We start from the raw sequence: 25,874 nt of genomic DNA on the forward strand, positions 1-25,874 counted from the left end.
TGTACATCCTGACGAAGGAGGAGGGTGGCCGCCACACTCCGTTCTTCAAGGGGTACCGTCCTCAGTTCTACTTCCGTACGACGGATGTGACGGGTTCGGCGGATCTTCCGGCGGACGTGGAGATGGTGATGCCGGGTGACAACGTGAACCTGGAGGTGACGTTGATCGCTCCCATCGCGATGGAGAAGGGCGTTCGGTTCGCGATCCGCGAGGGTGGCCGGACCGTGGGCGCCGGCACCGTGACGGAGATCATCGAGTAAGACCGGTGTCACCGGTTGCTGAAGGGAACGACTGACCATGGTCAACGAAAAGATCCGCATTCGCCTGAAGGCGTACGACTACCGGGTGCTCGATTCGTCGGCACACGAGATCGTCGACACCGCCCGCCGTACCGGCGCCAGAGTTGTCGGCCCGATTCCGCTGCCGACCCACATCTCGAGGTACACCGTCAATCGGTCGCCTCATGTGGACAAGAAGTCTCGGGAGCAGTTCGAGGTGCGAACTCACAAGCGGCTGCTGGACATTTTCGAGCCCACCAGCCAGACCGTCGACGCGCTGATGAAGCTGGAGCTTCCCGCCGGCGTGGACGTCGAGATCAAGGCGTTCGGTAAGTAAACGAGGTATTCTGATGAACGGAATTCTGGGCAAAAAGCTGGGGATGACTCAGCTGTTCGCTGAGGACGGCAAGATCGTTCCGGTGACCGTGGTGGAAGCGGGCCCCTGTCTGGTCGTGCAACGCAAGACCGAAGAGGTGGATGGCTACGAAGCGGTCCAGATCGGTCTGGTGGAGCAGCCCGCGCCGCGCAAGCTGAATCAGCCGCGTCGGGGGCATCTGGACAAGGCCGGTGCGCCTCCCATGCGCCGTCTGATGGAGTTTCCCGTCGACGGTGACGAAGATCCCCAGCCCGGGGACGAGATCAAGGTCTCGATCCTGGAGCCGGATCAGTACGTCGACGTCATCGGCACCAGCAAGGGTAAGGGCTTCCAGGGCGTGGTCAAGCGCTACGGATTCGGCGGTGGCCGGGCTACCCACGGTTCGATGTTCCACCGTGCTCCGGGCTCCATCGGTCAGTCCGCCTGGCCCTCCCGCGTGATCAAGGGCAAGCGCCTTCCCGGTCAGATGGGCAACACCCGCGTGACGGTGAAGAACCTGCTGGTGGTCAAGGTCGACGAAGAGAAGAACCTGGTCTATCTGCGCGGTGCCGTGCCGGGTGCCAACAACAGCTACGTGGCGCTCCAGCGCTCCAAGCGCGGTTAGGAAGAGGGTCGAGATCATGAAGATCCCGGTAAAGAATCTCAAGAACGAAGAGGTCAAGCAGCTCGAGCTGCCGGAGGCGGTGTTCTCCTACCCCTACAAGGAGCACCTCATTCACCTCGCGGTGCAGGCGGTGCTGGCGGATCAGCGGCGCGGTACCCACAAGGTCAAGACCCGCGACGAAGTCCAGGGCTCCGGCCGTAAGCTGTGGCGTCAGAAGGGCACCGGTCGTGCGCGCATGGGCAGCATTCGCAGTCCTCTGTGGCGCAAGGGCGGCACCGTTCACGGACCGCAGCCGCGGAGCTACAGCAAGGGTATGTCGGTGCGCGAGAAGCGCAACGCCCTCAAGTCCGCGCTGTCCCGCAAGCTCGCCGAAGAGGGTCTGGTGGTCCTCGAGAGCCTCGAGCTGGAGAGCCACAAGACTCGTGACCTGGTCCAGGCCCTGGGCAGCCTCGGCATCGACCAGAAGGCGCTGGTGGTGGATCATCACGACAATCACAATCTCCTGCTCGCGGCGCGCAACAACCCGTTGCTCAAGACCGTCGACGCGCTGGCGGTGAACGTCTACGACGTCGTCGATCGCCCGCACATCGTGGTCAGCGAGTCCGCGCTGGAGAAGCTCGTGGAGGTGCTCAGCAAATGAGAACTCAGGAAGTCCTCCGCCGGCCGCTGATCACCGAGAAGGCCACGGCCTTTGGCGAGAGCAACATCTTCGCCTTCGAGGTGGCGCCCGGTGCCAACAAAATCATGGTCAAGCAGGCGGTGGAGCATCAGTTCAAGCGCCGCGTTGCCGAAGTGCGGATCGTCAAGATGCACGGCAAGGTGCGTCGTCAGGGGCGGTTCGAGGGCCGACGAGCCGATTGGAAGAAAGCCTACGTTCGTCTGGCGGACGGGGAAAAACCGATCGAATTCTTCGACAGCCTCTGATTCATAGGCGCTGAAGGACATCGCCCCAACGTGAGGGCGTGAAGATAGACGCGAGGGAATAGCAACCATGGGCATTCGACAGCACAAGCCGACCAACCCGGCCAGCCGCTTTCAGACGGTCTCCACCTTTGACGAGGTGACCACCGACAAGCCCCACAAGCCCCTGACCAAGGGCAAAAAGGGCAGCGGCGGTCGTAACAACAAGGGGCGGACCACCATTTGGTTCCGCGGCGGTGGTCACAAGCGCCGGTATCGCGTGATCGACTTCAAGCGGGACAAGCATGGCGTTCCTGCCAAGGTGGTCTCCGTCGAGTACGATCCCAACCGCTCGGCTCGCATCGCCCTGCTGGCCTACGCCGATGGCGAGAAGCGTTACATCCTGTGGCCCAAGGGGCTCGAGGTGGGCGCTACCGTCGCCGCCGGTGAGGATGCGGAGATCAACGTCGGCAACGCGCTGCCGTTGGCTCGGATTCCGCTGGGTACGGTGATTCACAACATCGAGCTCAAGATGGGCAAGGGCGGCCAGATGGTGCGGAGCGCCGGCGCCGGTGCCCAGCTGATGGCGAAAGAGGGCGCCTACGCTCAGGTTCGTCTGCCCTCCGGCGAGGTTCGGAGAGTGCACGTCAACTGCTACGCCACGGTGGGGCAGGTGGGCAACGTCGAGCACGAGAACGTCTCCCTCGGTAAGGCTGGTCGCAAGCGTTGGCAGGGGCGTCGCCCTCACAACCGCGGCGTGACCATGAATCCTGTGGACCACCCCATGGGAGGCGGCGAAGGCCGCTCCTCCGGCGGTCGCCATCCCACCACTCCGTGGGGTAAGCCGACCAAGGGGTACAAGACTCGTAACAACAAGCGCACCGACGGAATGATCGTGCGTCGTCGGCGAAAGTAATAGGGACGGAGATCCATTATGGCGCGCTCACTGAAAAAAGGCTTTTTCATCGACGACCACCTCGTGAACAAGGTGGATGCGATGAACGACAGCGGACAGAAACGAGTTATCAAGACTTGGTCTCGCCGCTCGACGATCGTTCCCGAGATGGTCGGTCACACCATCGCCGTGCACAACGGGATGAAGTTCATTCCCGTGTACGTCAGCGAGAATATGGTCGGCCACAAGCTTGGCGAGTTCGCCATGACCCGCACCTTCCGGAGCCATTCCGGCCGGAAAGAGAAGGGCGGCCGAGCCCGCTGAGGCGAGGGGAGAATCATGGAGTTTACGGCTAAATTGCGTTACCTGCAGGCATCGCCTCAGAAGGTCCGGCTGGTCGCCGACCTGATCCGGGGCAAGGACGTCCAAGAGGCGTCGAACATCCTGCAGCTATCGAAGAAATCCGCGGCCCGGCACATGGAGAAGCTGCTCAAGTCAGCGGTCGCCAACGCTGAGAATCGCGACGACCAGGTAGACGTGGACGAGCTCTACGTGCGGGAGATCTTCGTCGACGGTGGGCCGACGCTCAAGCGTCTACGCCCCCAGCCGATGGGACGAGCCTTCCGTATTCTGAAGCGGCAAAGCCACGTCACGATCAAGTTGGATACCCGCACGGGCAGCGCGGAGTCCTGAGGAGAGTACGGTGGGTCAAAAAACGCATCCATACGGGTTTCGTCTGGTTTACAACAAGGGATGGCACTCACGGTGGTACGCCGAGAGCGACTATGCCGACATCCTCCAGGCCGACCTGGCGCTGCGCAAGCAGCTCAAGCAGCGGCTCGGTCACGCCGGAGTCAGCGAGATCGACATCGAGCGGGCGGCGGACAAGCTGCGCGTGACGATTTACACCTCGCGGCCCGGCATCATCATCGGCCGCAAGGGCGCCGAGGTGGACCGGCTGCGCGACGATCTGCAGAAGCAGATGGGGCGTGAGGTCCACATCAACATCCAGGAGATCCAGCGTCCGGAGCTCGACGCTCAGCTGGTTTCCGAGTCCATCGCCGGTCAGCTGATCCGCCGGGTTTCCTTCCGGCGGGCGATGAAGAAGGCCATGGAGTCCGCCTTCCGCTTCGGCGCCAAGGGCGTGAAGATCATGGTCTCCGGTCGCCTCGGCGGCTCCGAGATCGCACGAACCGAGTGGTATCAGGACGGCCGACTGCCGCTCCACACCTTGAAAGCAGATATCGACTACGGCTTCGCCGAAGCGCATACGACTTATGGCGTCATCGGTGTCAAGGTCTGGGTCTACAAGGGCGACTTGCTGCGGGAGAAGTCCCGCCGCCGGGCTTCCGCCTGACAACCCTCGAGAGGTAAACAACCATGTTGATGCCAAAGAAGGTCAAGTACCGCAAGCAACAGCGCGGTCGGATGAGGGGCCGGGCCAAGGGGGGCGACACCATCGCCTTCGGTGATTACGCCCTGCAAGCTCTGGAGCCGGGCTACGTGACCGCCCGCCAGATCGAGGCCGCTCGTATCGCCATCACCCGTCACATCAAGCGTGGTGGCAAAGTGTGGATTCGAATCTTCCCGGACAAGCCCGTCACCAAGAAGCCGCTGGAAACTCGAATGGGTAAGGGTAAGGGCAATCCGGAGGAGTGGGTTGCGAAGGTCAAGCCGGCCCGCATCCTCTACGAGCTGGAGGGCGTGTCCCCGGAGCTCGCACAGGAAGCTATGCGCCTTGCCTCGCACAAATTGGCCATCAAGACGCGCTTCGTGATGCGCCATCAGGAAGTTCGGTAAGAGGGAAGCCATGAAGACGGAAGAGCTACGCCAAATGACCGAAGACGAGCTGCGCTCGAAAGAGACGGAGCTCGCGGAACAGCTGTTCGCCCTGCGGGTGCAGAAGGTGACCGGCCAGCTCGAGAAGCCCTCCAAGGTGCGGGATGCCAAGCGGGAGCTGGCTCGCGTGCTGACGGTGCTCAACGAGATGCAACGCGAGGCTGGGAGATCGTGACCATGGAAGAGAATCAGATGCAACCCCGCGGGGCACGCCAGGTCAAGACCGGCGTAGTGGTCAGCAGCGCCATGGATAAGACCGTGGTGGTGTTGGTGAACAAGACCTACATGCACCCGCTCTACCATCGCTACGTCAAGCGGACCAAGAGATTCGCCGCCCATGACGAGCAGAACCAGTGCAACGTCGGCGATACGGTCTCCATCACTTCGAGCCGTCCGCTGTCGAAGACCAAGCGCTGGCGCGTCCAAGAGATTCTCAAGCGCGCCGAGTAGAGGTAGACGACCATGATTCAGATGGGAACCGTTCTCGACGTCGCCGACAATTCCGGCGCCAAGAAGATCGCCTGCATTCACCTGCGGGGAGGATCCACCGGCCGCTATGGGCGGCTCGGAGACGTCATCACCGCTTCGGTGAAGGAAGCCGCGCCGGATGGCACGGTGAAGAAGGGCCAGGTGGTCCAAGCGGTGATCGTGCGCACCGTCAAAGAGCAGCGCCGGCGGGATGGCAGCTACATTCGTTTCGACACCAACTCGGCGGTGCTGGTCAACGAGACCGGCGAGCCGGTGGGGACTCGAGTCTTCGGGCCGGTGGCCCGGGAGCTGCGCGAGCGCCGCTTCATGAAGATCGTCTCCCTCGCCCCGGAAGTCATTTAGGAGCTGGACATGCCGAAGACGCACATCAAGAAAGACGACCAGGTGAGGGTCATCGCAGGTAAGGACAAGGGCGCGGAAGGCCGCGTTCTGCGGGTCCTGCCGGCGGAAGGCCGGGCCATCGTCGAAGGCGTGAACAAGATCAAGCGCCACACGCGCCCCAACCCCAACAAGCAAGTGCAGGGCGGGATCGTGGAGCGCGAGGCGCCGCTACACATTTCGAATCTGATGGTGCTTGACCCGGAAAGCAACGTCCCGACGCGGGTCGGACGCAAGCGCCAGGACGATGGAAAGTCCGTGCGGTTCGCCAAGAAAACCGGCACGGTTCTCGACTGAGGTTCTCGATCATGGCAAAGAAGAAAGAACAGGCCGGCGACGGCAACGGTTACCTGCCGCGGCTACGCCAACGCTACGTCGAGGAAGTGGTGCCGAAGATGATGGAGGAGTTCTCCATCGAGAATCCCATGGCGGTGCCACGGGTGGTCCAGGTGTCCCTCAATATGGGGCTGGGCGAGGCGATTCAGAACGCCAAGCTTCTGGACGACGCGGTGGAAGAGCTGACGGCCATCGCCGGTCAGCGGCCCACCATCACCCGTGCCAAGAAGTCCATCGCGGCCTTCAAGCTGCGCGAGGGCATGGCCATCGGTACCCGCGTGACCCTGCGGCGCCAGCGCATGTGGGAGTTCCTCGACCGGCTGATCTCGGTGGCTCTTCCCCGAGTGCGAGATTTCCGGGGAATCCCCACCAAGAGCTTCGACGGACGCGGAAACTACACCCTGGGCGTGCAGGATCACCTGATCTTCCCGGAGATCGACTACAGCAAGGTCGACAAGCCCAAGGGAATGAACATCACTATCGTGACCACCGCGGGCAACGACGAGCGCGCTCAGTTCATGCTGCGTGAGCTCGGCATGCCGTTCCGGCGGAACTAGGAAAGACAGCGAAGGAGGAACTCCGTGGCGACGGCTGCAAAGATGGCGAAGATGAGGAAGACGCCAAAGTTCAAGGTGCGTCAGCGCAATCGCTGCCGCAGGTGTGGGCGCGGGCGTGCATATATGCGCAAGTTTGGCCTGTGTCGTATCTGTTTCCGGAACTTGGCGCTCCAGGGATACCTACCGGGCGTAATCAAGGCGAGCTGGTAGTCGTCCCCGCTGGGACCTATCAGGGTGGCCAAAACGTCTGGCGAGGAGATCGAAGATGAGTATGACTGATCCAATTGCGGATCTTTTGACCCGCATCCGCAACGCCCACATGGCGAAGCACGACCGTCTGGACGTTCCGACGTCCCGGATCAAGGTCGAGATCTGCAAGCTGCTCAAGCAGGAAGGGTACATCCGTAACTTCCGCTTGCTCGAGGGAAGCCCCGTCGGTGTGCTGCGTATCTTCCTCAGGTACGACCAGCACGGAACCCCGGCGATCACCTATCTGGGCCGCGTCAGCAAGCCCGGGCGTCGGGTGTACCGCGGTGCGGACTCCATTCGTCCGGTGCGCAACGGCCTGGGTTTGGGCATCGTCTCCACCTCTCAGGGCCTGCTGTCCGATAGCGAAGCACGGGCTCGCAGCCTCGGTGGCGAAGTGCTCTGCGAGATCTGGTAGGAGAGAGCAATGTCTCGAATTGGAAAACAGCCGATCGAAGTGCCCCAGGGGGCCAAGGTCCAGATCGACGGAAATCTGTTCAAGGTAGAAGGGCCCAAGGGCTCGATCGAGCAGAGCATCCTCGACGGTGTGACCGTGGAGCTCAAGGACGGCGTGGTGACGGTGGCTCGCTCTGCCGAGACCCCCACCGCCCGCTCCATGCACGGCCTGATGCGCTCTCTTCTGGCGAACGCCGTCGAGGGGGTCAGCAAGGGCTTCTCCAAGAGCCTCGATATCACCGGCGTCGGATACCGCGGTGAGGTCAAGGGCCGCGAGGTCCACTTCGCCCTCGGATACTCCCATCCGGTGATCTTCGCGATCCCCGAGGGGATCGATATCGAGATCGACAAGCAGAACCGGGTCACCATCACCGGTGCCGATCGTCAGAAGGTCGGGCAGGTGGCGGCGGAGATCCGCGGGCTGCGTCGCCCGGACCCCTACAAGGGCAAGGGCATCAAATACACCGACGAGATTCTGCGCCGCAAGGTCGGCAAGGCCGGCGGCAAGTAACGGAGACGCAGATGAGCGAGTATCAGCGGAAGAAGAACAGGGGCAAGCACCGCCGGCGGCGGCGGGCCCATCTGCGGGTGCGCGGGCGCATCAAGGGCACTGCGGAACGGCCGCGGCTGGCCGTATACAAGAGCCTGAACTACGTCTATGCCCAGATCATCGACGATGCCCAGGGTGTGACCGTCGCTCAGGCCAACTCCCGCGAGGACGAGGTCAAGAAGGGGCTCGAGGGTTCCACCGGCAGCAGCGCCGCCGCCCGCAAGGTCGGCGAGCTGGTTGCCAGCCGAGCGAAGGACAAGGGCGTCAGCGCCGTCGTCTTCGACCGGGGCGGCTTCGTCTACCACGGCAAGATCCGCGAGGTCGCCGAAGGTGCCCGCGAGCAGGGCCTAGAATTTTAAGGCCCGGTTGATAAAGGAGAGTTAGGTGGCTAGGGACTTCAAGCGCGACAGCGATCTCATCGAGCAGGTAGTGAACATCAACCGCGTGACCAAGGTGGTCAAGGGCGGTAAGAACTTCTCCTTCTCCGCTCTGGTGGTCATTGGTGATGGTCAGGGCAAGGTGGGGTACGGTTCCGGCAAGGCGCGGGAGGTTCCCATGGCGATTCGCAAGGGAATCGACGCCGCCCGACGCAACATGGTCAAGATCCCAATGGTGGATGGAACCATCCCCCACGAGGTGCTGGGAATCTTCAGCGCCGGCCGTGTGTTGCTCAAGCCCGCCTCCCCCGGTACCGGCGTTATCGCCGGAGGACCGGTACGGGCGGTCATGGAGGTCGCCGGCATTTCGGACATCCTGACCAAGTCCCTGGGAACCACCAACCCGCAGAATGTCGTCAAGGCGACCTTCGCGGCGCTGTTGGACCTACGGTCCGAGGCTCAGGTGCGGGCCCTGCGGGGACTGGACGAGGAGTCGGCGGACGAGAGCGTAGCCTGAGGAGAGCCTGAGTCCGCAGAGGGCTTGGCCCAAGGAGGGCCCGAACGAGTCGGGCTACCGTAGACTGGAGACGAACGCGAGATGAAAACGATCAAGATACGCCAGGTGCGCAGCGCCATCGGATACCCGCGCAAGCAGCGCGAGGTTCTCCGCAGCCTCGGGCTGCGGCGAATGCACCACGTCGTCGAACGGCAGGACATGCCCGCCGTGCGCGGCATGGTGTCCAAGATTCCCCATCTGGTCGAGGTGGTTGAGGAGCAGTCATGAAACTTCACGAGCTCTCTCCGGCGAAGGGTAGTACCCGCAAGAAGAAACGCATCGGTCGTGGCCCGGGCTCTGGCCTGGGCAAGACCGCCGGCCGAGGCCACAAGGGGCAGAAGAGCCGTAGTGGCTACAGCCGCCGCCTCGGCTTCGAAGGCGGTCAGATGCCGTTGATTCGCCGGGTGCCCAAGCGCGGGTTCAACAACATCTTTCGTACCGAGTACAGCGTGGTCAACGTCGATCAGCTGGAGCGCTTTGACGACGAGGTGACCCTGGAGCAGCTGCTCGAGGCTGGCCTTGTGCGCCGTGGCGCCCCGGTCAAGATCCTCGGCAACGGCGAGATCTCCAAGGCCCTCAAGGTGCAGGCGCAGAAGTTCAGCAAGTCGGCTCGGGCCAAAATCGAAGCGGCTGGAGGTAGCTGCGAGGAGCTGTCGTCGTGATCGTCGAGAGCATTCGCAATATCTTCGCCATCCCGGAGCTGCGGCGACGGTTGATTTTCACCTTCGCTATGCTCGCGGTGTATCGGGTGGGTTGTTTCATTCCTACCCCCGGCGTTGATCCCCATGCTCTGGCGGAGTTCATGGAAGCCAGTCGCGGCGGTCTGCTCGACTTCGTCAACAATTTCACCGGTGGCAGCCTCAGCCGCGTGGCGGTGTTCGCCTTGGGCATCATGCCCTACATCACCGCCTCGATTATTCTGCAGCTGCTGACGGTGGTGGTCCCCTACCTGGAGAAGCTCTCCAAAGAAGGCGAGGCCGGGCGCAAGAAGATCACCCAGTACACTCGCTACGGGACGATCCTCATCTCCGCCATTCAGTCCACCGCCATCGCGGTGTTCCTGGCCAAGACCACCACTCCCGCCGGCGCCGCCCTGGTGCCCAATCCGGGCATCGGCTTCACCCTCACGACGGTGATCACCTTGACCACCGGCTGTGCCTTCGTCATGTGGCTCGGTGAGCAGATCAGTGAGCGGGGTATTGGCAACGGTATCTCCTTGATCATCTTCGCCGGCATTGTGGTAGGCCTCGTGCCTGCCATCTTCGACACCATCTCGAAGGTCCAGACCGGTCAGATGGCGCTCTTCGCCATCATCCTGCTGAGCGTCTTCATGCTCGCGGTAGTCGCGTTCATCGTCTACATGGAACGCGGCCAGCGCCGGATCCCGGTGCAATACGCCAAGCGCGTGGTGGGCCGTAAGGTCTACGGTGGTCAGAGCACCTACCTGCCGTTGCGCATCAACACCGGCGGCGTGATCCCCGTGATCTTCGCCAGCTCGGTGGTGATGGTGCCCACCACCATCGGTCAGGCGATCAACAACGCCTGGGTGCAGGACATCGTCACCGCGATTTCCTGGGGGCAGCCGCTCTACTACGTGCTCTACTTCGCGGCCATCATCCTGTTCTCGTACTTCTACGTCTCGATCATCTTCAATCCCCAGGATGTGGCCGAGAATATGCGCAAGTACGGCGGATTCATTCCGGGCATTCGCCCGGGGCGGCGCACCTCCGACTATCTGGACCGTATCCTCACCCGCTTGACCCTGGTGGGCTCGCTCTACCTGGCGCTGGTGTCGATTCTTCCGGACTTCCTGCTCGGCGGCGTCAAGGTCGCCAGCCTGCCCTTCATCGGGCCGGAGCTGGATGCGGCCCTTCCCGGCTGGGTGACCAGCGGCATGGGGATCAACTTCTACTTCGGCGGCACCTCGCTGCTGATCGTCGTCGGTGTTGCCATGGACTTCATGCAGCAGGTGGAAAGCCAGCTGGTGATGCGCAACTACGAAGGGTTCATGAAGAAGGGACGGATCCGTGGCCGACGCGGATAATCGCCTCGCCGTCTCCCGGGTCGTCCTACTGGGACCTCCGGGAGCCGGTAAAGGCACGCAGGCGGCGTTCCTGGCAGAAGCCATGGGCGTGCCCGCCATCTCCACCGGCGACATGCTGCGGCAGGCGGTGGAGCGGGGCTCCAACCTCGGTCAGCGGGTGCAGGAGATCATGAACTCCGGCGCACTGGTAGATGATGAAACCATGGCCGACGTGGTCACGGAGCGCCTGCAGCAGGAGGACGCCCAGAAGGGCTTTCTGCTCGACGGCTATCCTCGAAACCTCGGTCAGGCGCGCACTCTAGGCGGCATCCTCGAGAGGCTGCAGGAGAGCCTGGACGCGGTGGCTCTGATCACCGTCGACGAGGACGAGTTAGTGAAGCGGGCTCTGGCCCGGGGGCGCGACGACGACAAGGAAGAAGTCATCCGCGAGCGGTTGCGGGTCTATCGCGAAAAGACCGAACCGCTGGTGGGCCATTACGAAGCGGCGGGCTTGTTGCGTCGGGTCGACGGCGACCAGAGCATCGAAGCCGTGACTGCGGAGCTCCGTTCGGTACTGTCATGACCGTGCTCAAGACCCAGGGTGAGATCGACCTGATGGACGAGGCCAACGCCATCGTCCATCGCGTGCTCGATTTCATCGAGGAAACCGTGGCTCCCGGTGTCACCACCAAGGAGCTGGACCGCGAGGCGGAGGCGATGATTCGCGCCGCCGGAGCGGTGCCGGGCTTCCTCAACTACCGTGGGTTTCCGGCCACCCTGTGCACCGCCCTCAATGATGTCATCGTCCACGGCATTCCCAACGACGAGCCTTTGAAGAATGGTGATATCTTAGGTATAGACTGTGGCGTCCTTTATAAGGGATACTACGGGGATGCTGCGCGCACCTTCGCCGTTGGCGAGGTCTCGCAGGAAGGCCGCAGGCTGTTGAACGCGACCCGCGAGTCTCTGCAGCGCGCCATTGCGCAGGTGGAGCCCGGAGCTCGGCTGTCGGATATCGGTCATGCGGTGCAAAGCTATGTCGAGAGCCAGGGGTTCTCGGTGGTTCGGGACTTCGTCGGGCACGGGGTGGGAACCTCGCTGCACGAGGAGCCGCAGATTCCCAACTTCGGCAGGCCCGGTCGGGGCCCGAAGCTACGTCCGGGCATGGTGCTCGCCATCGAGCCGATGGTGAATGCCGGCACGCCCGGAGTCAAGATGGATGCAGATGGCTGGACCGCCCGTACGGCGGATGGCCAGTTGTCCGCGCATTTCGAGTTCTCGGTCGCGGTTACCCCGGCCGGTGCTCGGATACTCGGGGTCTCGCCGGCGGTGGGAGCTCAATCTGCACGGTCTCAGTCTTCAGGGGCCGCTTGAGGCAGAGACGGAAGGAATAGACGGTTTGTCCAAGAAAGAAGAAGCGATCGAGGTCGAGGCGGTAGTGGTCGATCCACTACCCAACGCGATGTTCAAAGTGGAGCTCGAGAACGGCCATCAGGTTTTGGCTCACATCTCGGGCAAGATGCGCAAGCACTTCATCCGGATTCTCCCGGGTGACAAGGTGCTCGTCGAGCTGTCGCCCTATGATCTCAACCGCGGCCGGATCATTTATCGACTCCGGTCCTGAGGGCCGCGGAGCGGCTAGAGGGAAGAAGCCATGAAAGTACGTGCGTCTGTGAAACGAATGTGCGCCAAATGCAAGGTAGTGCGCCGCAAGGGTGTGGTGCGCATCATCTGTGACAATCCGAAGCATAAGCAGCGTCAGGGGTAAGGCACTATGGCACGCATTGCAGGGGTGGATTTGCCCCAACACAAGCAGGTTTGGGTCGGTTTGACCTACATTTACGGCATCGGCGCCTCGAGCTCGCGGCAGATTCTGAACAAGGCCGGAGTGGAAGAGGTCACCAAGGTGAAAGATCTCACCGAGGATGAAACCCGCCGCATCCGGAAAGTGATCCAGGATGAAGTGACCGTCGAGGGCGATCTGCGCAAGGAGCGCAGTCAGAACGTCAAGCGCCTGATGGAAATCGGGTGCTACCGGGGCGTGCGTCATCGCAAGAATCTACCGGTGCACGGTCAGCGCACCCACACCAATGCCCGGACCCGCAAGGGACCCAAGCGCATGACGGTGGCCGGTAAGAAGAAGGTTAGGAAATAAGGCGGGGAATTAGCAAATGGCCAAGGCTGCAGCAAAGAAGAAAGACCGCAAGGGCGGCAAGCGGAAGGAAAAGCGCAATGTGCCCCACGGTGTGGCGCACATCCAGGCGACCTTCAACAACACCCTGATCTCGATCTCCGACGCGGAGGGCAACGCTCTGGCGTGGTCGTCCGCAGGACGGATCGGCTTCAAGGGCTCACGCAAGGGCACCCCCTTCGCGGCCCAGATGGCCGGACAGAACGTCGGACAGGCGGTCCGGGACCTGGGAGTGCGCACCGTCGACGTCCTGGTCAAGGGACCTGGCGCCGGACGCGAGTCCGCGGTGCGGGCCCTGCAGTCCACCGGCCTGGAGATCAAGTCCATCCGCGACGTCACCCCGATCCCCCATAACGGCTGCCGGCCGCGCAAGCGGCGGCGGGTCTGATCCGCGCCAAGAGTGTTCGGATGAGCAAGCGAACGAATGCGGCATCGGGCGCCTCGAGCGCCGGTATCCCGCCGCGTCGTTGAAGGAGAGAAGACAGTGGCACGATATACGGGACCCGTCTGCCGGCTCTGCCGGCGGGAGCGGATGAAGCTATTTCTGAAGGGCGATCGTTGCTTCAAGGAGAAGTGTGCGATCGAGCGGCGGAACTATCCTCCGGGGCAGCACGGTACCCGCCGCGGACGCCGCATCCAAGGCTATGGCCTCCAGCTTCGTGAGAAGCAGAAGGTCAAGCGCATCTACGGCGTGCTCGAACGCCAGTTCCGCCTGTACTTCCATCAGGCGGACCGGCAGAAGGGGATCACCGGCGAGAACCTGCTGGTGATGCTCGAGCGGCGTCTGGACAACACCGTTTACAGCTTGGGCTTCGCGGCTTCCCGCGCCCAGGCCCGCCAGTTCGTGCGCCACGGCCACGTTCTGGTGAACGGTCGCAAGGTGACCATCCCCTCCTACCAGGTGCGGGCTGAGGACACCATCCAGATCCGCGAAGCAAGCCGCAAGAACGAATTCATCCGTGCCAGCGTCGAGACCGCTCGCGGTCGCGGCGTGCCGGAATGGTTGGACCTCGACGCCGAGAGTTTTGCGGGCAAGGTGGTTTGTCTGCCCACCCGCGAGGACATCAAGCTGCCGATTCAGGAGCAGCTCATCGTCGAGCTCTACAGTCGATAAGTCAGTCGAGCTGTTTCGGTCAGGCAAATTTCGTCCGTCGCTCCCCGTTGGGGGATGGCTCGCCGGCAAGTCTCCTGGAAGCAGTGCCAGGGGCCGGCGGGCTTCTCGCACCTCTCGGAACGAAGTTTTTCGAGGTGCAGAGAAGCCGGATCGAACGGACAGATAGTGTAAGGAGACCCTATGCTCTGGAAAGATTTTCAGCGCCCGAAGCGCTTGGAAATAGATCACGATAGCCTCACCGACTCCTACGGCAAGTTCATCGCTCAGCCGTTCGAGCGGGGCTTTGGTACGACCATCGGCAACGCCCTGCGTCGCAGCCTCCTCGCTTCCATCGAGGGCGCTGCCATCAGCGCGGTGCAGATTGAAGGAGTGCTCCACGAGTTCTCCGCCATGCCCGGTGTGGTCGAGGACGTCACCGACATCGTTCTCAATCTCAAGCAGATCCCCATCCGCCTGCACAGTGACGAGCCCAAGATCTTGAGCATCGACGTGCAGGGGCCGGGCGAGGTCACCGCCGGCGACTTTGCCGGTGGTCCGGAGATCGAGGTCATCGACCCCGACGTCCACATCGCCACCCTCAACGAGGAAGGTCACCTCAAGCTGCGGGCGCAGGTTAAGAGCGGTCGCGGCTACGTGAGCGCCGACCGCAACTTCGACGAGAGCATGGGCATCGGATGGATTCCCACCGACTCCACTCACAGCCCCGTCCGTCGGGTCAACTACCGCGTCGAGGCCGCCCGTCTGGGCCGGACCACCGACTACGAGCGGCTGATCCTCGAGGTCTGGACCAACGGCACCGTCACCCCGGTGGAGGCGGTCTCTCTGGGCGCCGTGATCCTCAAGGGCCACCTGGGCATGTTCATCGAGGCCGAGGAAAGCCTGCGCGAAGAGCGTCCAGACACCAAGAGCCAGGAGATGGCAGCCCTTGACGAGTTGCTCGCCAAGCCCATCGACGAGCTCGACCTTTCGGTTCGCTCGGCGAACTGTCTGAAGAACGCCAACATCGCGAATCTCCGGGACTTGGTCCGCAAGACCGAGAAGGAGATGCTGGAAACGAAGAACTTCGGCAAGAAGTCGCTGGAAGAGCTCCAGGAGCTGCTGGGCAAGCTCGGGCTGCAATTCGGCATGGACGTGCCGGATAGCCCAAAGACCCCGGCTGCCTGATCGAGGGAGAAGACCGCCATGCGTCACGCAATTAAAGGCCGCAAGCTGGGGCGTACGTCCCAGCACCGCATCGCCATGTTCCGCAACCAGCTGGCCGCGCTGTTGGAGCATGAGCGCATCACCACTACCCTGGCCAAGGCCAAGGATCTGCGCCCCGTCGCCGAGAAGCTGATCACCCGCGGCCGGCAGGACACCGTCCATGCTCGCCGTCAGGTGCGCAAGTGGCTCCCCAACCGGGACCACGTGAGCAAGCTCTTTGACGACATCAGCCCGCGGTTCAAGGACCGCGACGGCGGCTACCTGCGGATCATCAAGCTCGGCCCTCGCCAAGGCGATGCCGCCGAGATGGCGATCCTCGAATTCGTCGACTACGAGTTCCAGGCTGAGGCAGCGGGCGAGTAGGAGCTGTCATGTTCTCCTCAGATTGGTGGGAAGGCGGACGGATCTCCTGTAAGGAGGCCTCAGGCCCGCACGCTCGGAGTTTGGAGAGCTGCGGGCCCGTGTCTTCCTCGTCAGGAACGTTCTCCGAGGGTGCAACCCTGGGAAGGCTTCCTATGATGCTGAGTCTCGCAAGGCGCAGCAGGGCAGGGCTTCGCCTGGCGTGCGCTGGACTCTCGGTGTTGGCTTTGCTGGTCACAGGATGTCAGCTCAACACTCGAGCGTCCGGCCTCGAGGTGCCGACCGATAGCAAGGTGGCCGAAGAGCGTCCGCTCGAAGAGTTGCTAGCGCAGACCATCACCGTGAGTGCGGAGGAGATCAGCGCCGAGACTCTCGCTGAGATGCTGTCCGATCAGCTGGGCGCGCCGGTCGCGGTGATTCTTCGAGACGGTCCTCAGAAGATTTCGGTGGACTTCAAAGAGATCGCCGCTGCGGAGCTGCTGGAAGTGCTCTCCCAGCGGGGGGCCGCTGGAGTCGCCTCCAACGGCCAGATCTTCTTGCGCGCTGAGGATATCGATGCTGGTCAGCTCTCAGGGGCCTTGACCCCCTTGCTCGGCGCCACGGTGTCTATGTCCGATGAGAGCGAGGTGCAACGAGCCACCTTCGAGCTCAAGAGGGTGCCGATGGATCGTGCCCTGGAGGTTCTCGGTCGTCGCTTCGGCAGTATCACCCTCGATGCCTGACCGTAGGCCTGAAGTGGCACCCGGGTTCACGAAGCACGTTTCTTGCTCCTCAAGAGAGTGTTTTGCGCGCTTTGAGGCTATTTCGAGCTGATTTTGGAGACTTTTTTCGCGATTTCACCGAGAACGGGCTAGTCTGCGGTAGACTAAGAGAATCAACTTGCTCTACAATTAACGCCATCTTCACGAGTAGTGTCCCCCCCGGGCATTGGGTAGGAGAAGAGGAACCTCAAGTGCTGGAAGAGCCTCATCGCTGTCGAGCTGCTGGCTGCTATCTAGCTGCTTCTTCTTTTGGAGCCATTGAGTACGGACTCTTTACAGATCTCATCGTAGATTGAGAACCGGCCGAGACGACCTGAAAATGGACACTGCTCATCCCAGACTCAACGCCTCGGCTACCCGCCCCGCCCACTCTGTCACCAGCTTTTTCGACTCGACCACCAGTACAACTCATCAAGAGCTGTGGTCCCTCGTGAAAGACCCGCGAGGACAGAGCAGACGGAGTACTGGCCCAAGCCAACGTTACCGAGCCTTCACCGCCCCCTTCGCTCCCCCCGAAAGCCTCCCCTCCTCCCCCCGGCAGCATCTTCCTCCTCTCGGCTCTCTCTCTCGACTTCCACTGGCTCCTGTGAATATTTCCATAGCCGGCAGCGCCCCGTGTGGGCTTCTTGGCCGGTTGACCCAGACCCGAAACTTCTCGCAAAGCTAGTTGCTGGCTCTACCCAATTCATGGAGAACAAAGCATGAAACCTCAATCTCTTGTCATTTTCTGCGGCGTAGTCTTCTTCGCCCTTTTCGGTACTCTTTCCGTTTCAGCAGAGGCCTGCTCGTGCAAAGCTCCAAACAACAGCTGCGAGACTAGCAACAGCTGCGATGCGGACGGGTGTTATGCGTACTGCTACGAGACTAGCTGCATCTCTCGTTGTGTGAAGGATGCCGAGGACCTGACCGCCGGCGGCACGACCTTCGGCCCTCAGGGACTTCGTACCGGCCCAGCCTTCCAGGGCCCGCAACCCTCTGATCTACGCTACCAGTCGGTGACGCTGCAATTTGACACGGCCAGAAGTGGGGACGTCGCTGCGTACCTCAGTTCGGAGCTCGGCGCCCAGGTGTCTTTCACCACTCAGGACAGCGATGAGCTGGTGACCATCGACGCGAAGAATCTACCCGCAGGAGAGGTCATCAGGCTTCTTGGTACTCGCGGCGGGGTGGGCATCGCCAGCGGCGGAAAGATCCACCTGGTAGCGAACAATCTGTCGGCGAGCCAGGTTTCCGACTTGCTCACCGAGAGCTTGGGGCTGGCGGTAGAGTTCGTGCCGGAGAATGCAACCCGAGCGATCAACCTCGACATCAAGGGTGCGCCCATCGAAGGTGTGCTGGCAGCTCTCGCCGAGAAAGGCCAGGTTCAGTTTTCTGCCTCTCACTAGAGAGAACTGCAGAGCGAGGCGAGCATGCGGAGGTGTTGACACCTCCCCTTTTGCTCTTACGCTAGAACAGCGAGGGATCCTAGAACCCCTTGTAGCTCAACAGGTCTCACCAACTGTCTCAGAGGATCTCCGGCTTCGATCAGCTTAGCGACCAGCCGGAGGCTAATTCTGCTTTTGGGTGCCTGCCTTATCGCTAGTGAATGCCTAATTCTTACTTGCGATATAAGGCATTCTGGCCTAGTCTTAGGGCAACTTTCGGCTAAGCGTTCTCTTGCCCGCAGCTAATAGGGCCGCAGAGCTTTCCTCTTCGTCTCCTCGATATTTTGTGCGTGAGTCGTCTGAAGAGAGGGACGCTCTTGGGCTTTGCTGTACCGTGGGTGAAATTCGGGGATAACTTTTGAAATGCATTGAACGATGTGCAACGGAGAAATCTCATGCGATTTGTCAACGTAACTGCGATGCTTGTCTTTGGATTGGTTGTTTCTATGCCTGTTTGGGGAGATAGCTGTAGCTGTAGCTCTCCCAGTGGCAGCTGTAGCGTAAGCGTCTCTTGTGAGTTCGGGTGCTGGAGCTTCTGCGGCGGCGATCTTTGCGAGGCGGAATGCGTCAGCCACAAGGGGCCGAGGAATGACCCGCCCGGGCTCGTGGGGGGGATTGGCAACGAGCCTCAGAGCATTGCAGCTACGGGGGCGCCCGTAGGAGAAATCTCAGACCAAATGGTCGAGCTGAGCATGACCGAGGGGACCGCAGGCGACCTGGCCTTTATGGCTGGGAATGAGCTTGGCTCGCCGCTAGCTTTTATCCCGAATGAAGCGAATCAAGAAGTCTTCGGACTCTCCGAGGCGCTTTCCGTGAACCGGATCATCGGACTCCTGGGGCAACGAGGTGGTGCAGGCCTGGCCAGTGGAGGAGAGATTCACGTCGAGGCTCGCAACGTGACGGGGGCTCATTTGTCGGATTTGTTGTCGAGCGCTTTGGGTGTCGACTTGGAGTTCTATCCGAACGTTCCTGGACAGCGCTTGAGCCTCACTATGAAACAGGTGCCGATCGGCCTAGCGATCCGGATTCTGTCGGAGCATGGCCAGCTACGGCTCGCCAGGTAGGACACACACGGGCGACGGCTTAGAACTGGACTTCCTGTCTGGTTCCTACGAAGACTGTCTTGGTCTGGACCTTTGACGCTCCATTGACCAGCGCGATCTCCAACCTCGTAGCGGTCAATGGCGTGTCCTTTGGGATCTCTGGGTGCTTTTCGGCCTCGAAGGCGAACTCGATTCGCTTCTGCTCCTCTCCGGGGAGCTTCCAGATATCGATCTCCTGCTCGGTCGCAAGCAGCGGAAACTCATGTACTTTCCCTTTCCCGTCTTCGAAGAACAGCGTTGCTCGAACTAGGTAGCCCTCCTGCTTGAGAGGGTTCGAGAAGAACACGGCTCGGTGAATCGTACCTGCACGAGTCCACGACTCTCCTTCAGTTACTTTGATTCTCTTATCAAGCCGGTCGTAGGTGCTGTAGGCAAACGTGACCACGGCTATTCCTGCCAGGAGCAGGGTCGCCAGACTTTGAAGCGTCGGCAGGTGCCGGAGCCAACGGGACTGTCTCCGGTCGCAATGGGTGCAAACTCTTGCGTCTTTCGGGATCGGCTTCTTGCAGAGGATGCAGGGTTTGGTTTCCCCCAGAGGGACGGAGCTCTTCCCGTAGGCTCCTTCTGTTGGGGCCTGGCCTGCTGTAGAGGGAGCCTCCGAGGGCTTCGCTGCGGTAGGTGATCCTCCCGGCCCTTCGACAGGAGGGCTGGCGGCGGCTCCAACTTCCCTCGGATCCGCGGGTACCTCCCCGCTGGGCGGGCTTTCGGGAGATTTCTCGTCGGGCATTGCAGATCTCCTCTGATCTCCGGAGGCAGGTCTTCTCTCACTGCTGCGGTTTCTGGTTGCTTCTGAGCATCTTAGCAGTTGTGGTCTGGTGCCGATGCTCCTCTCCTCTTCCTCCGAGTAGTAAACTCAGGCCTTCCGGAATTCGTGCTCTGCGGTCTTACAGCCCGTGGATGCCTAGCTGTTTGGAAGGGTGATTCATCTCGGTGAGAATCGGCATTGCAAAGAGGGTGGTCTTTGCCTCCGTGGTGTTGCTGCTGACCCTTCTCCTCCTTGAAGCTCTCTCCTGGCTTCCCGGCCGCGCCGAGCTGCCGGATCCTCTGATTTCGGAGTCGAATCCGGAGTGGCGGGAGTCGCGGGTCTATGATCCGCTGCTCTTTTGGGCCCTGCAGCCGGGGTATCGGGGGGAGGAGATCGAGCAGGTCAATGCTCTGGGGCTGCGGGGACCGGAAGTCGGGGCGAAGGAGTCGGGGGAGTTGCGGATCCTCTCGCTGGGGGAGTCCACGACCTTCGGCGCCAAGGTCGCCTACGAGGAGAGCTATTCGGCAGTCCTGCAGCAAGAGTTGGGCCGCTGCGCGCCTCCGGGACGGATCGTGCGCGTGATCAACGCCGGCGTACCGGGATACTCGCTCTTCCAGGGCGTGACCTATTTGGAGCATCGGGGGCTGGAGCTCGATCCGGATCTCGTGCTCTTCTATTTCGGCTACAACGACTTTCTCAAGGTCAGCTATCGCGCCATGCGCGACGCCGGCGCCGAGGCCGAGGGGGCGCGGCTGACGGATCGGGAGATCTTCGAGCGGCGGCAGCGCTGGCCGGTGCGGGCGTCAGAGGCGCTAGCGGAGCACAGCAATCTCTATCGCTGGATGTTGGTGGTGAGCGGCGCCGCGGAGCCGGCACCGCGGGTCAAGGTGGATCGTAGCCTGGTGCGAGTGCCGGCGGAGGATCGCCGGGAGCTCTTCGGCCGGGCTTTGGGGCTCTGCCGGGAGCGGGGAATCACCCCTGTGATAGTGGTGCCGTGGTACCGTCGCTTTCATCGCCACGAGGCTCTGCTGCGCCAGCTGGCGGAGGAGCACGGCGTGGTTACCGTCGATCTTCCCGCCCGCTTCGCCGATTTGCCGGAGCCGCGGCACGCTTATTTTCTCGACCGAGTTCACCCCAACCCGGAGGGGCATCGGCGAATGGCAGCGGCTATGGCTGAGGCCCTGGTGGCGAAGCTGGGAGACGCCTGGCAGCGCCGCTGCCCACCAAAGCCGCCAATGGAGCTCGAGCCGGAGCCACAAGAGTTGGCCCCGCTGGATTAGCCGGCTTCATCGATCCCTTCAGTTTCCGCGCCAAGAACCACAACCTCCAGTCGATGCTCCCCCGAGGGCAGAGCCGATTCCGGTAGCAGCACCGAGAAGCGCTGATGCCCTGCTTCGTAGACATAGGAGCGGACGGTGGCCTCGATGAAGCCGTCGACGGCCACCGCCAGGGTGCGCGACGCCGCATCGTCCTTCGGGGTAAAGACAGCTCCCCGGACCAATAGGGGAATCGTTCCGGAAGCGGGATCGAAAAAGAGAGTGCGCTGGTCTCCGTCGGCGCCGTCGAGAATCACTCGGTCCTCCCCAGTGGCCTTGTCGGTGACTGCGAGCGCTGAGCTCAAAGGCCTGCCGATGAGGTGAGCCCGGGGTGCTGCCTTGCGGTGCAGCGCATGGGGCTCGGCGCCGCTGCCAAAGGTGGCGAGCTTCCAGGTCAACACCGTCTCCAGCTCGTCGTCGAGGCTGTCCGGCAGCTCGATCCATCGATCGTCGTCCAGGGCCTTGCGGTTGCGGGTCTCCGGCAGCTGTGAAAGGGGAATTCCCTGGAGCTTCCAGCGCCCGGCTTGCCGCACGGAATCCAGCACCCCCAACTCCTCGAGAACGGTGGGTACGACGTCCAGGGAAGAGGCAGGCCGGTCGACCACTTCACCCTCCTGCTGCCCCGGCCGTTTGACAAATAGGGGGACGAGAACCCACTCGGCCAGAGAGAGGCGCTCCTCGCCGGTGATCTCATCCATTTCCAGATAGCGCAGCCCATGGTCGGCGGTGACCACCAACAGGGCTTGATCGAGCACGCCGGTGCGGCGCAGGTGCTCGAGCATCTCGGTGATCAGCCGGTCGACCAGCAGCAACTGCACCAGGTAGCGGCGGTAGACGTACTCCATGCGCCCGCCATAGTCCTGGCGTCGGAGCTGGAGCACCGGGGTAACCCGCTGGTAGTCGAGACCGCTGGCGGTGAATTCGTAGGGTCGATGGGGCAGGTGGCTGTGGTTGAAGTAGAAGGTACGGGAGCTCTGCGGCCCGAGGGTGTCGAGGAAGGCGCGAAACTGGGTGGGATGGTCGCCGACGGAACGCCCAGCGCCGCCCCCGAAACGCAGCCAATCCTGGTCGATGGGAGGTAGGGATTGGGCGTAGGGCTGGGGCAGGATCAAATGCAGGTAAACGATGCCCAGGTCTTCCAGCAGGATTCCCCAGCCATCATCGCGGTAGACGCGGGTCGGATCCTCACAGCCCACGGGGCAGAGGGAGGTGAAGATCTCGCTGACCACCCGCCGATGGCTGCCTTCCAGGAAGGAGAGGAGGGTTTGGGGATAGCCCTCTGGAGTCGGCAGGGCGTCGGGGTCGGGGTAGCGTCCGGAGAGCAGCGCCGGCACCGCCACCTCGGTGCGGGCGGCCACCGCCGTGGTGTTGCGGTACCAGCTGCTGATCTCGGCGAGGGCCGCAAAGCCGGGAAAGCGCTGAGCATCGATGCGCTGATCGGCATCGAGGAGGCTCTGTAGCGAGAGCTCGTCGAAGAGGATCACGATGACGGGATGGTCTTCGATGGGCTCGGCTTCCGCCCCCGCTTTCACCCACTCGGAGTCCGCGGCCGCCGGGGCGCGGAGCGCCGGATTGCCGATGAGGAAATAGGCCGGCAGCACCAAGAGGCTGATGGAGAGGAAGGAGAGGAAGCTGCGGACCTCCTCGAATTCCAGATAGAGATAGGCGAGACCTCCGGCGAGGAGGGCGGCGAGAGCTGGCAGGATCGGCCCCGGCAGGGCAGCGCGAGTTTCGTCGCCGAAGGCGAAGAGGAGCAGCGCGACGAGGGGGATGGCGAGGAGCAGGCCCTCGACCCACCGCTGGGGCCGGCGGGGGAGCTCCTGGGCGGCGATGCGCAGGAGGATCGAAGGGAGTGGTGGCAGCACCATCAAGACGATGGCGAGGAGGAGGAGCTTGGTCCCGTGGAGGCCACGGACGACGAAGAACTCGGGATGCTGGGCGAGAACCGAGAAGAGCGGTTGGGCCACCGCCAGTGAGTAGACGGTGAACAGGTGGATAGAAAACCGGAACAGGTCGAGCCTCGGGGAGGGTAGGCGCTGGGGAGCCGGGCGCTTTGGGGAGTAGGCCATGCGGAGTTTGCCGCGATACGGCGGCCGGTGAGAGGCTCGTGCGGTGCCTCAGCCTCGGGGCCGGGCGTGGTAGAGAGTGCGGGTTCCGCCGGTGAGGGTCTTTGTCTCCGCGATTTCGAACCGCTGCTCCAGCTGGGATTCGAAGCTCTGCCGATGGTAGGCGTCGTGGGGTTCGATCTTGGGCCTCAGCAGCGTCTGCACCATGGGATCCTCGCGGTGTGGGAATTCGATGATCAGCTCGCCCCTTAGGTCCCGCAGCCATTCCAAGATCTCCGCCAGGGGGATCGATGCGGTGATGGCCAGGTGGTGCACCAGCGCCAGGCAGAGGATCGCCTCCGGCTTGCCCTGGGATTGTTGGCCTCGCTGGTCCAGCGCCGCCCGCTCCCGGCCGCGCCAGCCGAGGGCGGGGGAGGGTTGGGAGAGGTCCATCACCAGCGGCACGATGGTGCCGGAGCCCCGCTGCCGGAGTTTCTGGTAGAAGCGCTCGATGGCCAGCTCGTCACCATCCAGAGCCACCACCAGATCGGCGTGGCGGGCGGCGATCTCCGAGAAAGCACCGGTGTTGCAGCCCAGATCCCACACGCTGCGCCAGCGGCGGCGCTCCAGCACCCCGTCGACGAAGCCTTCCTTCTCCCGCCGCTCCTGCTCCGCATAGCTACACTCCTCGGCGTAGTCGGCCCATGGGGAGCCGCCGGCGCGCCAGCGCAGCCGCTCCACCTGCCGGCGGAGGCGAGCGACGTTGGCCTGGATCATCTCGCGCTTGAAGCCCGTGCTGCGCAGCTCGCCTTGGACGTCGCGGTGGGTGTGGGCGAAGCGCCGAATCATCCGCGCCTGCAGCCAGCCGTGGATCATCACCCCGGGACGCAGCCGATCCCGCCAGGACATGAGGGCGATGATCTCCGCCGGTGAGATGCCCTGGAGGTTGGAGCGCAGCAGGCCCTGGAAGGGAAAGTCCTTGTACGCCCGCAGCCAGAGCGGGAAGAGGAAGAGCTGGCAGAACTGGCGATAGCCGACCCAGACGTCCCCCTCTTTCCAGGGTTCGAAGGAGCCGACATCGATGAAGCAAGGCTGCACCCCCAGCCATTGGATGTTGTAGGGACTGGCATCCTTGAGGGAAAAACCCGCTTCCAAGGCTTCGTGGAGGAGCTCCAGCTGCAGCAGCGCAGCGTCCCGCAACATGCCGAAGCTCCACTCGTAGGGATAGGAGATCCACGGTAGGAGCCGGTGCTCGAGGGCCCCTTTCCAGCGCTCGGCTTTGAACTCGAACGGCAGCTCGCTCAGCGGCACCTCTCGAGTCTCCACGAGGCGCCCGTCCTGGTTCGCCCGGGCGAAGAGCTCCGAGGCTGCAAAGGCGCGCCAAGACTCGAGAGCAGTGGCGTCGAGAAGTCGATAGACCGCATCGTCGTGGCGCAGGACGCGGTTGCTGGGATCGCGGAACGAGCCTGGATCGAACCTTCCGTCGATGCCAGCTGGATCAGGCTCAGGGGCCGCAGCGGAGGTGGGCTCAGTCAGGAGCCTGCTCCTGCGCCTGTTCCCGGCGGGTACCGGGGCGGAAAAAGTCCCGGATCCGGTGCCAGACGAGCTTGAAGAAGAGAGCGGCTCCGGCAATGCCGCCGAGGAGCAGCTGCAGGAACATGCTGCCGGAAGCGGGATCGAGGTAGGCGTAGGCCGGCCATGCAGCGGTCAACAGCCACAGGCCGGCGACGACCACGAGGAAGCTCGGTGAGAGCCGACGACGGGCAGGGTCTCGGGTAGGCATGAGGCGACACCTCTCAAGGTGGGTGGGGCTCGGGTATCGGCTGAACTTCAGAGCTTACCAAGGGGCTTCGAGGCTTGCCAAGGTGCGAGGGGGGCGAGCCTTTTCCAGGCCTCCCTTTTCCGTTAGTCTGAGAAGCTCGTGAACACAGCCTAACTCGGCACCGAGGCCGAGGGTGGCAAATTGTTGGATGGACAGGTCGAATCGAGGATATCCGGGATGAGCAAGCGAGGAGAGACCACGGGAGATGCCGTTGCGACGGTGCCGGGAGGCCGCTCCGATTTCATCCGCGACAAGGTGACGGCGGATCTGGAGAGTGGCAAATACGAGGGGCGGGTGGTGACTCGCTTTCCGCCGGAGCCCAACGGCTACTTGCACATCGGTCACGCCAAGGCCATCTGCCTGAGCTACGGGCTGGCGGAGGAGTTCGGCGGGCGCTACCACCTGCGTTTCGACGACACCAATCCCACCACCGAGGACATGGAGTACGTCGAGTCCATCCAGCGCGACATTCACTGGCTGGGCTTCGACTGGGGCGAGCATCTGTACTTCGCGTCGGATTACTTCCAGCAGTTTTACGACTTCGCGGTGCAGTTGGTGAAGGACGGCAAGGCCTACGTCGACAGCCAGAGCTTGGAGGAGATGCGGGCGGCCCGGGGTACGGTGACCGAAGCGGGTACTCCAAGCCCCTACCGGGACCGCTCGGTGGAGGAGAACCTCGATCTGTTGGAGCGCATGCGCCGGGGCGAGTTCCCCGATGGCGCCCACGTGCTGCGGGCGAAGATCGATATGGCGGCGGCGAATATGAAAATGCGCGATCCGCTCATCTACCGCATCCGCCACGCCCACCACTATCGCACCGGCGACGAGTGGACGATCTACCCGATGTATGACTTCGCTCACTGCCTTTCGGACTCCATCGAGGGCATCACCCACAGCCTGTGCAGCCTGGAGTTCGAGAACAACCGCGAG

41 protein-coding genes are annotated in these 25,874 nt (G+C 62.7%); 37 read left to right on the forward strand and 4 right to left on the reverse strand.

The window, feature by feature from the left end; all coding sequences use genetic code 11:
• The 35 genes from tuf to SX243_14145 form a co-directional block, all read left to right on the forward strand.
• Positions 1-260 (forward strand): elongation factor Tu (tuf, locus tag SX243_13975; GenBank protein ID MDY7094072.1); only part of this gene is annotated, 260 nt, incomplete at its 5' end.
• Positions 261-297: 37 nt separating this feature from the next.
• A complete protein-coding gene (gene rpsJ, locus SX243_13980; protein MDY7094073.1) occupies positions 298-615 on the forward strand; it encodes a 30S ribosomal protein S10 in 318 nt (105 codons plus the stop codon).
• A 10-nt stretch (positions 616-625) separates the two neighbouring features.
• Positions 626-1,258 (forward strand): 50S ribosomal protein L3, encoded by a 633-nt coding sequence (rplC, locus tag SX243_13985; protein ID MDY7094074.1) that lies wholly within the window; start codon positions 626-628, stop codon positions 1,256-1,258.
• A 16-nt stretch (positions 1,259-1,274) separates the two neighbouring features.
• Complete coding sequence (gene rplD, locus SX243_13990) at positions 1,275-1,898, forward strand: 50S ribosomal protein L4 (protein MDY7094075.1); 624 nt, start codon at positions 1,275-1,277, stop codon at positions 1,896-1,898.
• Positions 1,895-2,182 carry a 50S ribosomal protein L23 gene (rplW, locus tag SX243_13995; GenBank protein ID MDY7094076.1) on the forward strand — a complete coding sequence of 96 codons (288 nt, stop codon included), beginning with the start codon at positions 1,895-1,897 and terminating at the stop codon, positions 2,180-2,182. Before rplD ends, rplW begins: the two co-directional genes overlap by 4 nt.
• Positions 2,183-2,249: 67 nt before the next feature.
• Positions 2,250-3,074 (forward strand): 50S ribosomal protein L2, encoded by an 825-nt coding sequence (rplB, locus tag SX243_14000; protein MDY7094077.1) that lies wholly within the window; start codon positions 2,250-2,252, stop codon positions 3,072-3,074.
• A gap of 18 nt (positions 3,075-3,092) precedes the next feature.
• Positions 3,093-3,377 carry a 30S ribosomal protein S19 gene (gene rpsS / locus SX243_14005; protein MDY7094078.1) on the forward strand — a complete coding sequence of 95 codons (285 nt, stop codon included), beginning with the start codon at positions 3,093-3,095 and terminating at the stop codon, positions 3,375-3,377.
• Between the two features lie 15 nt (positions 3,378-3,392).
• Entirely contained in the window at positions 3,393-3,746 is a 354-nt protein-coding gene (gene rplV / locus SX243_14010; protein MDY7094079.1) for a 50S ribosomal protein L22, read from the forward strand.
• Positions 3,747-3,756: 10 nt separating this feature from the next.
• On the forward strand, positions 3,757-4,410 hold the full coding sequence (gene rpsC / locus SX243_14015; protein MDY7094080.1) for a 30S ribosomal protein S3: 654 nt from the start codon (positions 3,757-3,759) through the stop codon (positions 4,408-4,410).
• Between the two features lie 23 nt (positions 4,411-4,433).
• Entirely contained in the window at positions 4,434-4,853 is a 420-nt protein-coding gene (rplP, locus tag SX243_14020; protein ID MDY7094081.1) for a 50S ribosomal protein L16, read from the forward strand.
• Between the two features lie 10 nt (positions 4,854-4,863).
• Positions 4,864-5,067: a 50S ribosomal protein L29 gene (gene rpmC / locus SX243_14025; GenBank protein ID MDY7094082.1), complete on the forward strand. Its 204-nt coding sequence runs from the start codon at positions 4,864-4,866 to the stop codon at positions 5,065-5,067.
• A 17-nt stretch (positions 5,068-5,084) separates the two neighbouring features.
• Positions 5,085-5,342 carry a 30S ribosomal protein S17 gene (gene rpsQ / locus SX243_14030; GenBank protein MDY7094083.1) on the forward strand — a complete coding sequence of 86 codons (258 nt, stop codon included), beginning with the start codon at positions 5,085-5,087 and terminating at the stop codon, positions 5,340-5,342.
• Between the two features lie 12 nt (positions 5,343-5,354).
• Positions 5,355-5,723 carry a 50S ribosomal protein L14 gene (rplN, locus tag SX243_14035; protein ID MDY7094084.1) on the forward strand — a complete coding sequence of 123 codons (369 nt, stop codon included), beginning with the start codon at positions 5,355-5,357 and terminating at the stop codon, positions 5,721-5,723.
• A gap of 9 nt (positions 5,724-5,732) precedes the next feature.
• The gene (gene rplX, locus SX243_14040; GenBank protein ID MDY7094085.1) at positions 5,733-6,056 is read left to right on the forward strand and encodes a 50S ribosomal protein L24; all 324 of its coding nucleotides are present in this window, start codon (positions 5,733-5,735) and stop codon (positions 6,054-6,056) included.
• A 53-nt stretch (positions 6,057-6,109) separates the two neighbouring features.
• Positions 6,110-6,652, forward strand: a complete 543-nt coding sequence (gene rplE / locus SX243_14045; GenBank protein ID MDY7094086.1) for a 50S ribosomal protein L5 — start codon at positions 6,110-6,112, stop codon at positions 6,650-6,652.
• A gap of 24 nt (positions 6,653-6,676) precedes the next feature.
• Complete coding sequence (locus tag SX243_14050) at positions 6,677-6,862, forward strand: type Z 30S ribosomal protein S14 (GenBank protein MDY7094087.1); 186 nt, start codon at positions 6,677-6,679, stop codon at positions 6,860-6,862.
• Between the two features lie 55 nt (positions 6,863-6,917).
• Positions 6,918-7,316, forward strand: a complete 399-nt coding sequence (rpsH, locus tag SX243_14055; GenBank protein ID MDY7094088.1) for a 30S ribosomal protein S8 — start codon at positions 6,918-6,920, stop codon at positions 7,314-7,316.
• Positions 7,317-7,325: 9 nt separating this feature from the next.
• Entirely contained in the window at positions 7,326-7,865 is a 540-nt protein-coding gene (gene rplF / locus SX243_14060) for a 50S ribosomal protein L6 (protein MDY7094089.1), read from the forward strand.
• An 11-nt stretch (positions 7,866-7,876) separates the two neighbouring features.
• The gene (rplR, locus tag SX243_14065) at positions 7,877-8,263 is read left to right on the forward strand and encodes a 50S ribosomal protein L18 (GenBank protein ID MDY7094090.1); all 387 of its coding nucleotides are present in this window, start codon (positions 7,877-7,879) and stop codon (positions 8,261-8,263) included.
• 25 nt (positions 8,264-8,288) lie between these two features.
• A complete protein-coding gene (gene rpsE, locus SX243_14070; GenBank protein ID MDY7094091.1) occupies positions 8,289-8,798 on the forward strand; it encodes a 30S ribosomal protein S5 in 510 nt (169 codons plus the stop codon).
• Between the two features lie 81 nt (positions 8,799-8,879).
• Positions 8,880-9,065: a 50S ribosomal protein L30 gene (gene rpmD / locus SX243_14075; GenBank protein ID MDY7094092.1), complete on the forward strand. Its 186-nt coding sequence runs from the start codon at positions 8,880-8,882 to the stop codon at positions 9,063-9,065.
• Positions 9,062-9,499 (forward strand): 50S ribosomal protein L15, encoded by a 438-nt coding sequence (rplO, locus tag SX243_14080; GenBank protein MDY7094093.1) that lies wholly within the window; start codon positions 9,062-9,064, stop codon positions 9,497-9,499. The genes rpmD and rplO overlap by 4 nt, the downstream gene beginning before the upstream one ends.
• Positions 9,496-10,881: a preprotein translocase subunit SecY gene (gene secY / locus SX243_14085; GenBank protein MDY7094094.1), complete on the forward strand. Its 1,386-nt coding sequence runs from the start codon at positions 9,496-9,498 to the stop codon at positions 10,879-10,881. The genes rplO and secY overlap by 4 nt, the downstream gene beginning before the upstream one ends.
• The gene (locus SX243_14090) at positions 10,865-11,443 is read left to right on the forward strand and encodes an adenylate kinase (protein MDY7094095.1); all 579 of its coding nucleotides are present in this window, start codon (positions 10,865-10,867) and stop codon (positions 11,441-11,443) included. Before secY ends, SX243_14090 begins: the two co-directional genes overlap by 17 nt.
• Entirely contained in the window at positions 11,440-12,234 is a 795-nt protein-coding gene (gene map, locus SX243_14095) for a type I methionyl aminopeptidase (GenBank protein MDY7094096.1), read from the forward strand. Before SX243_14090 ends, map begins: the two co-directional genes overlap by 4 nt.
• 25 nt (positions 12,235-12,259) lie before the next feature.
• Complete coding sequence (infA, locus tag SX243_14100; protein MDY7094097.1) at positions 12,260-12,484, forward strand: translation initiation factor IF-1; 225 nt, start codon at positions 12,260-12,262, stop codon at positions 12,482-12,484.
• Between the two features lie 30 nt (positions 12,485-12,514).
• Positions 12,515-12,628 carry a 50S ribosomal protein L36 gene (rpmJ, locus tag SX243_14105; GenBank protein MDY7094098.1) on the forward strand — a complete coding sequence of 38 codons (114 nt, stop codon included), beginning with the start codon at positions 12,515-12,517 and terminating at the stop codon, positions 12,626-12,628.
• 6 nt (positions 12,629-12,634) lie between these two features.
• Positions 12,635-13,015, forward strand: coding sequence for a 30S ribosomal protein S13 (gene rpsM, locus SX243_14110; protein ID MDY7094099.1), 381 nt, complete (start codon positions 12,635-12,637; stop codon positions 13,013-13,015).
• Between the two features lie 16 nt (positions 13,016-13,031).
• Positions 13,032-13,439 carry a 30S ribosomal protein S11 gene (gene rpsK, locus SX243_14115; GenBank protein ID MDY7094100.1) on the forward strand — a complete coding sequence of 136 codons (408 nt, stop codon included), beginning with the start codon at positions 13,032-13,034 and terminating at the stop codon, positions 13,437-13,439.
• A gap of 96 nt (positions 13,440-13,535) precedes the next feature.
• Positions 13,536-14,165, forward strand: a complete 630-nt coding sequence (gene rpsD, locus SX243_14120; GenBank protein MDY7094101.1) for a 30S ribosomal protein S4 — start codon at positions 13,536-13,538, stop codon at positions 14,163-14,165.
• Between the two features lie 180 nt (positions 14,166-14,345).
• Positions 14,346-15,329 carry a DNA-directed RNA polymerase subunit alpha gene (locus SX243_14125; GenBank protein MDY7094102.1) on the forward strand — a complete coding sequence of 328 codons (984 nt, stop codon included), beginning with the start codon at positions 14,346-14,348 and terminating at the stop codon, positions 15,327-15,329.
• Between the two features lie 18 nt (positions 15,330-15,347).
• Positions 15,348-15,731, forward strand: coding sequence for a 50S ribosomal protein L17 (gene rplQ / locus SX243_14130; protein MDY7094103.1), 384 nt, complete (start codon positions 15,348-15,350; stop codon positions 15,729-15,731).
• A gap of 290 nt (positions 15,732-16,021) precedes the next feature.
• On the forward strand, positions 16,022-16,450 hold the full coding sequence (locus SX243_14135; protein MDY7094104.1) for a hypothetical protein: 429 nt from the start codon (positions 16,022-16,024) through the stop codon (positions 16,448-16,450).
• Between the two features lie 740 nt (positions 16,451-17,190).
• Positions 17,191-17,874, forward strand: a complete 684-nt coding sequence (locus SX243_14140; GenBank protein MDY7094105.1) for a hypothetical protein — start codon at positions 17,191-17,193, stop codon at positions 17,872-17,874.
• 716 nt (positions 17,875-18,590) lie between these two features.
• Positions 18,591-18,977, forward strand: coding sequence for a hypothetical protein (locus tag SX243_14145; GenBank protein ID MDY7094106.1), 387 nt, complete (start codon positions 18,591-18,593; stop codon positions 18,975-18,977).
• 19 nt (positions 18,978-18,996) lie between these two features.
• Here SX243_14145 and SX243_14150 read toward each other — a convergent pair whose 3' ends face one another.
• Positions 18,997-19,743: a hypothetical protein gene (locus tag SX243_14150; GenBank protein ID MDY7094107.1), complete on the reverse strand. Its 747-nt coding sequence runs from the start codon at positions 19,741-19,743 to the stop codon at positions 18,997-18,999.
• 227 nt (positions 19,744-19,970) lie between these two features.
• On the opposite strand from SX243_14150, the gene SX243_14155 reads away from it, so the two are divergent.
• The gene (locus SX243_14155; GenBank protein MDY7094108.1) at positions 19,971-21,041 is read left to right on the forward strand and encodes an SGNH/GDSL hydrolase family protein; all 1,071 of its coding nucleotides are present in this window, start codon (positions 19,971-19,973) and stop codon (positions 21,039-21,041) included.
• Here SX243_14155 and SX243_14160 read toward each other — a convergent pair.
• The 3 genes from SX243_14160 to SX243_14170 all read right to left on the reverse strand — a co-directional run bounded on the left by SX243_14160 (position 21,038) and on the right by SX243_14170 (position 24,905).
• Complete coding sequence (locus SX243_14160; protein ID MDY7094109.1) at positions 21,038-23,146, reverse strand: sulfatase-like hydrolase/transferase; 2,109 nt, start codon at positions 23,144-23,146, stop codon at positions 21,038-21,040. The two genes, SX243_14155 and SX243_14160, sit on opposite strands and share 4 nt — an antisense overlap.
• A 48-nt stretch (positions 23,147-23,194) precedes the next feature.
• Positions 23,195-24,448, reverse strand: a complete 1,254-nt coding sequence (locus SX243_14165) for a class I SAM-dependent methyltransferase (protein ID MDY7094110.1) — start codon at positions 24,446-24,448, stop codon at positions 23,195-23,197.
• A 202-nt stretch (positions 24,449-24,650) separates the two neighbouring features.
• Positions 24,651-24,905 carry a hypothetical protein gene (locus SX243_14170; protein MDY7094111.1) on the reverse strand — a complete coding sequence of 85 codons (255 nt, stop codon included), beginning with the start codon at positions 24,903-24,905 and terminating at the stop codon, positions 24,651-24,653.
• Positions 24,906-25,121: 216 nt separating this feature from the next.
• Here SX243_14170 and SX243_14175 point away from each other — a divergent pair.
• Positions 25,122-25,874 (forward strand): glutamate--tRNA ligase family protein (locus SX243_14175; GenBank protein ID MDY7094112.1); only part of this gene is annotated, 753 nt, incomplete at its 3' end.

It is taken from the genome of Acidobacteriota bacterium (assembly GCA_034211275.1).
Classification (GTDB): Bacteria; Acidobacteriota; Thermoanaerobaculia; order Multivoradales; family JAHZIX01; genus JAGQSE01.

Bases quoted from the DNA above. Each gene is read 5' to 3' on its own strand.
- rpsJ (MDY7094073.1), top strand. From the start codon at position 298: ATGGTCAACGAAAAGATCCGCATTCGCCTGAAGGCGTACGACTACCGG.
- rplD (MDY7094075.1), top strand. From the start codon at position 1,275: ATGAAGATCCCGGTAAAGAATCTCAAGAACGAAGAGGTCAAGCAGCTC.
- rplW (MDY7094076.1), top strand. From the start codon at position 1,895: ATGAGAACTCAGGAAGTCCTCCGCCGGCCGCTGATCACCGAGAAGGCC.
- rplB (MDY7094077.1), top strand. From the start codon at position 2,250: ATGGGCATTCGACAGCACAAGCCGACCAACCCGGCCAGCCGCTTTCAG.
- rpsS (MDY7094078.1), top strand. From the start codon at position 3,093: ATGGCGCGCTCACTGAAAAAAGGCTTTTTCATCGACGACCACCTCGTG.
- rplV (MDY7094079.1), top strand. From the start codon at position 3,393: ATGGAGTTTACGGCTAAATTGCGTTACCTGCAGGCATCGCCTCAGAAG.
- rplP (MDY7094081.1), top strand. From the start codon at position 4,434: ATGTTGATGCCAAAGAAGGTCAAGTACCGCAAGCAACAGCGCGGTCGG.
- rpmC (MDY7094082.1), top strand. From the start codon at position 4,864: ATGAAGACGGAAGAGCTACGCCAAATGACCGAAGACGAGCTGCGCTCG.
- rpsQ (MDY7094083.1), top strand. From the start codon at position 5,085: ATGCAACCCCGCGGGGCACGCCAGGTCAAGACCGGCGTAGTGGTCAGC.
- rplN (MDY7094084.1), top strand. From the start codon at position 5,355: ATGATTCAGATGGGAACCGTTCTCGACGTCGCCGACAATTCCGGCGCC.
- rplX (MDY7094085.1), top strand. From the start codon at position 5,733: ATGCCGAAGACGCACATCAAGAAAGACGACCAGGTGAGGGTCATCGCA.
- rpsH (MDY7094088.1), top strand. From the start codon at position 6,918: ATGAGTATGACTGATCCAATTGCGGATCTTTTGACCCGCATCCGCAAC.
- rplF (MDY7094089.1), top strand. From the start codon at position 7,326: ATGTCTCGAATTGGAAAACAGCCGATCGAAGTGCCCCAGGGGGCCAAG.
- rplR (MDY7094090.1), top strand. From the start codon at position 7,877: ATGAGCGAGTATCAGCGGAAGAAGAACAGGGGCAAGCACCGCCGGCGG.
- rpmD (MDY7094092.1), top strand. From the start codon at position 8,880: ATGAAAACGATCAAGATACGCCAGGTGCGCAGCGCCATCGGATACCCG.
- rplO (MDY7094093.1), top strand. From the start codon at position 9,062: ATGAAACTTCACGAGCTCTCTCCGGCGAAGGGTAGTACCCGCAAGAAG.
- map (MDY7094096.1), top strand. From the start codon at position 11,440: ATGACCGTGCTCAAGACCCAGGGTGAGATCGACCTGATGGACGAGGCC.
- rpmJ (MDY7094098.1), top strand. From the start codon at position 12,515: ATGAAAGTACGTGCGTCTGTGAAACGAATGTGCGCCAAATGCAAGGTA.
- rpsM (MDY7094099.1), top strand. From the start codon at position 12,635: ATGGCACGCATTGCAGGGGTGGATTTGCCCCAACACAAGCAGGTTTGG.
- rpsK (MDY7094100.1), top strand. From the start codon at position 13,032: ATGGCCAAGGCTGCAGCAAAGAAGAAAGACCGCAAGGGCGGCAAGCGG.
- SX243_14125 (MDY7094102.1), top strand. From the start codon at position 14,346: ATGCTCTGGAAAGATTTTCAGCGCCCGAAGCGCTTGGAAATAGATCAC.
- rplQ (MDY7094103.1), top strand. From the start codon at position 15,348: ATGCGTCACGCAATTAAAGGCCGCAAGCTGGGGCGTACGTCCCAGCAC.
- SX243_14140 (MDY7094105.1), top strand. From the start codon at position 17,191: ATGAAACCTCAATCTCTTGTCATTTTCTGCGGCGTAGTCTTCTTCGCC.
- SX243_14145 (MDY7094106.1), top strand. From the start codon at position 18,591: ATGGTCGAGCTGAGCATGACCGAGGGGACCGCAGGCGACCTGGCCTTT.
- SX243_14150 (MDY7094107.1), bottom strand. From the start codon at position 19,743: ATGCCCGACGAGAAATCTCCCGAAAGCCCGCCCAGCGGGGAGGTACCC.
- SX243_14160 (MDY7094109.1), bottom strand. From the start codon at position 23,146: ATGGCCTACTCCCCAAAGCGCCCGGCTCCCCAGCGCCTACCCTCCCCG.
- SX243_14170 (MDY7094111.1), bottom strand. From the start codon at position 24,905: ATGCCTACCCGAGACCCTGCCCGTCGTCGGCTCTCACCGAGCTTCCTC.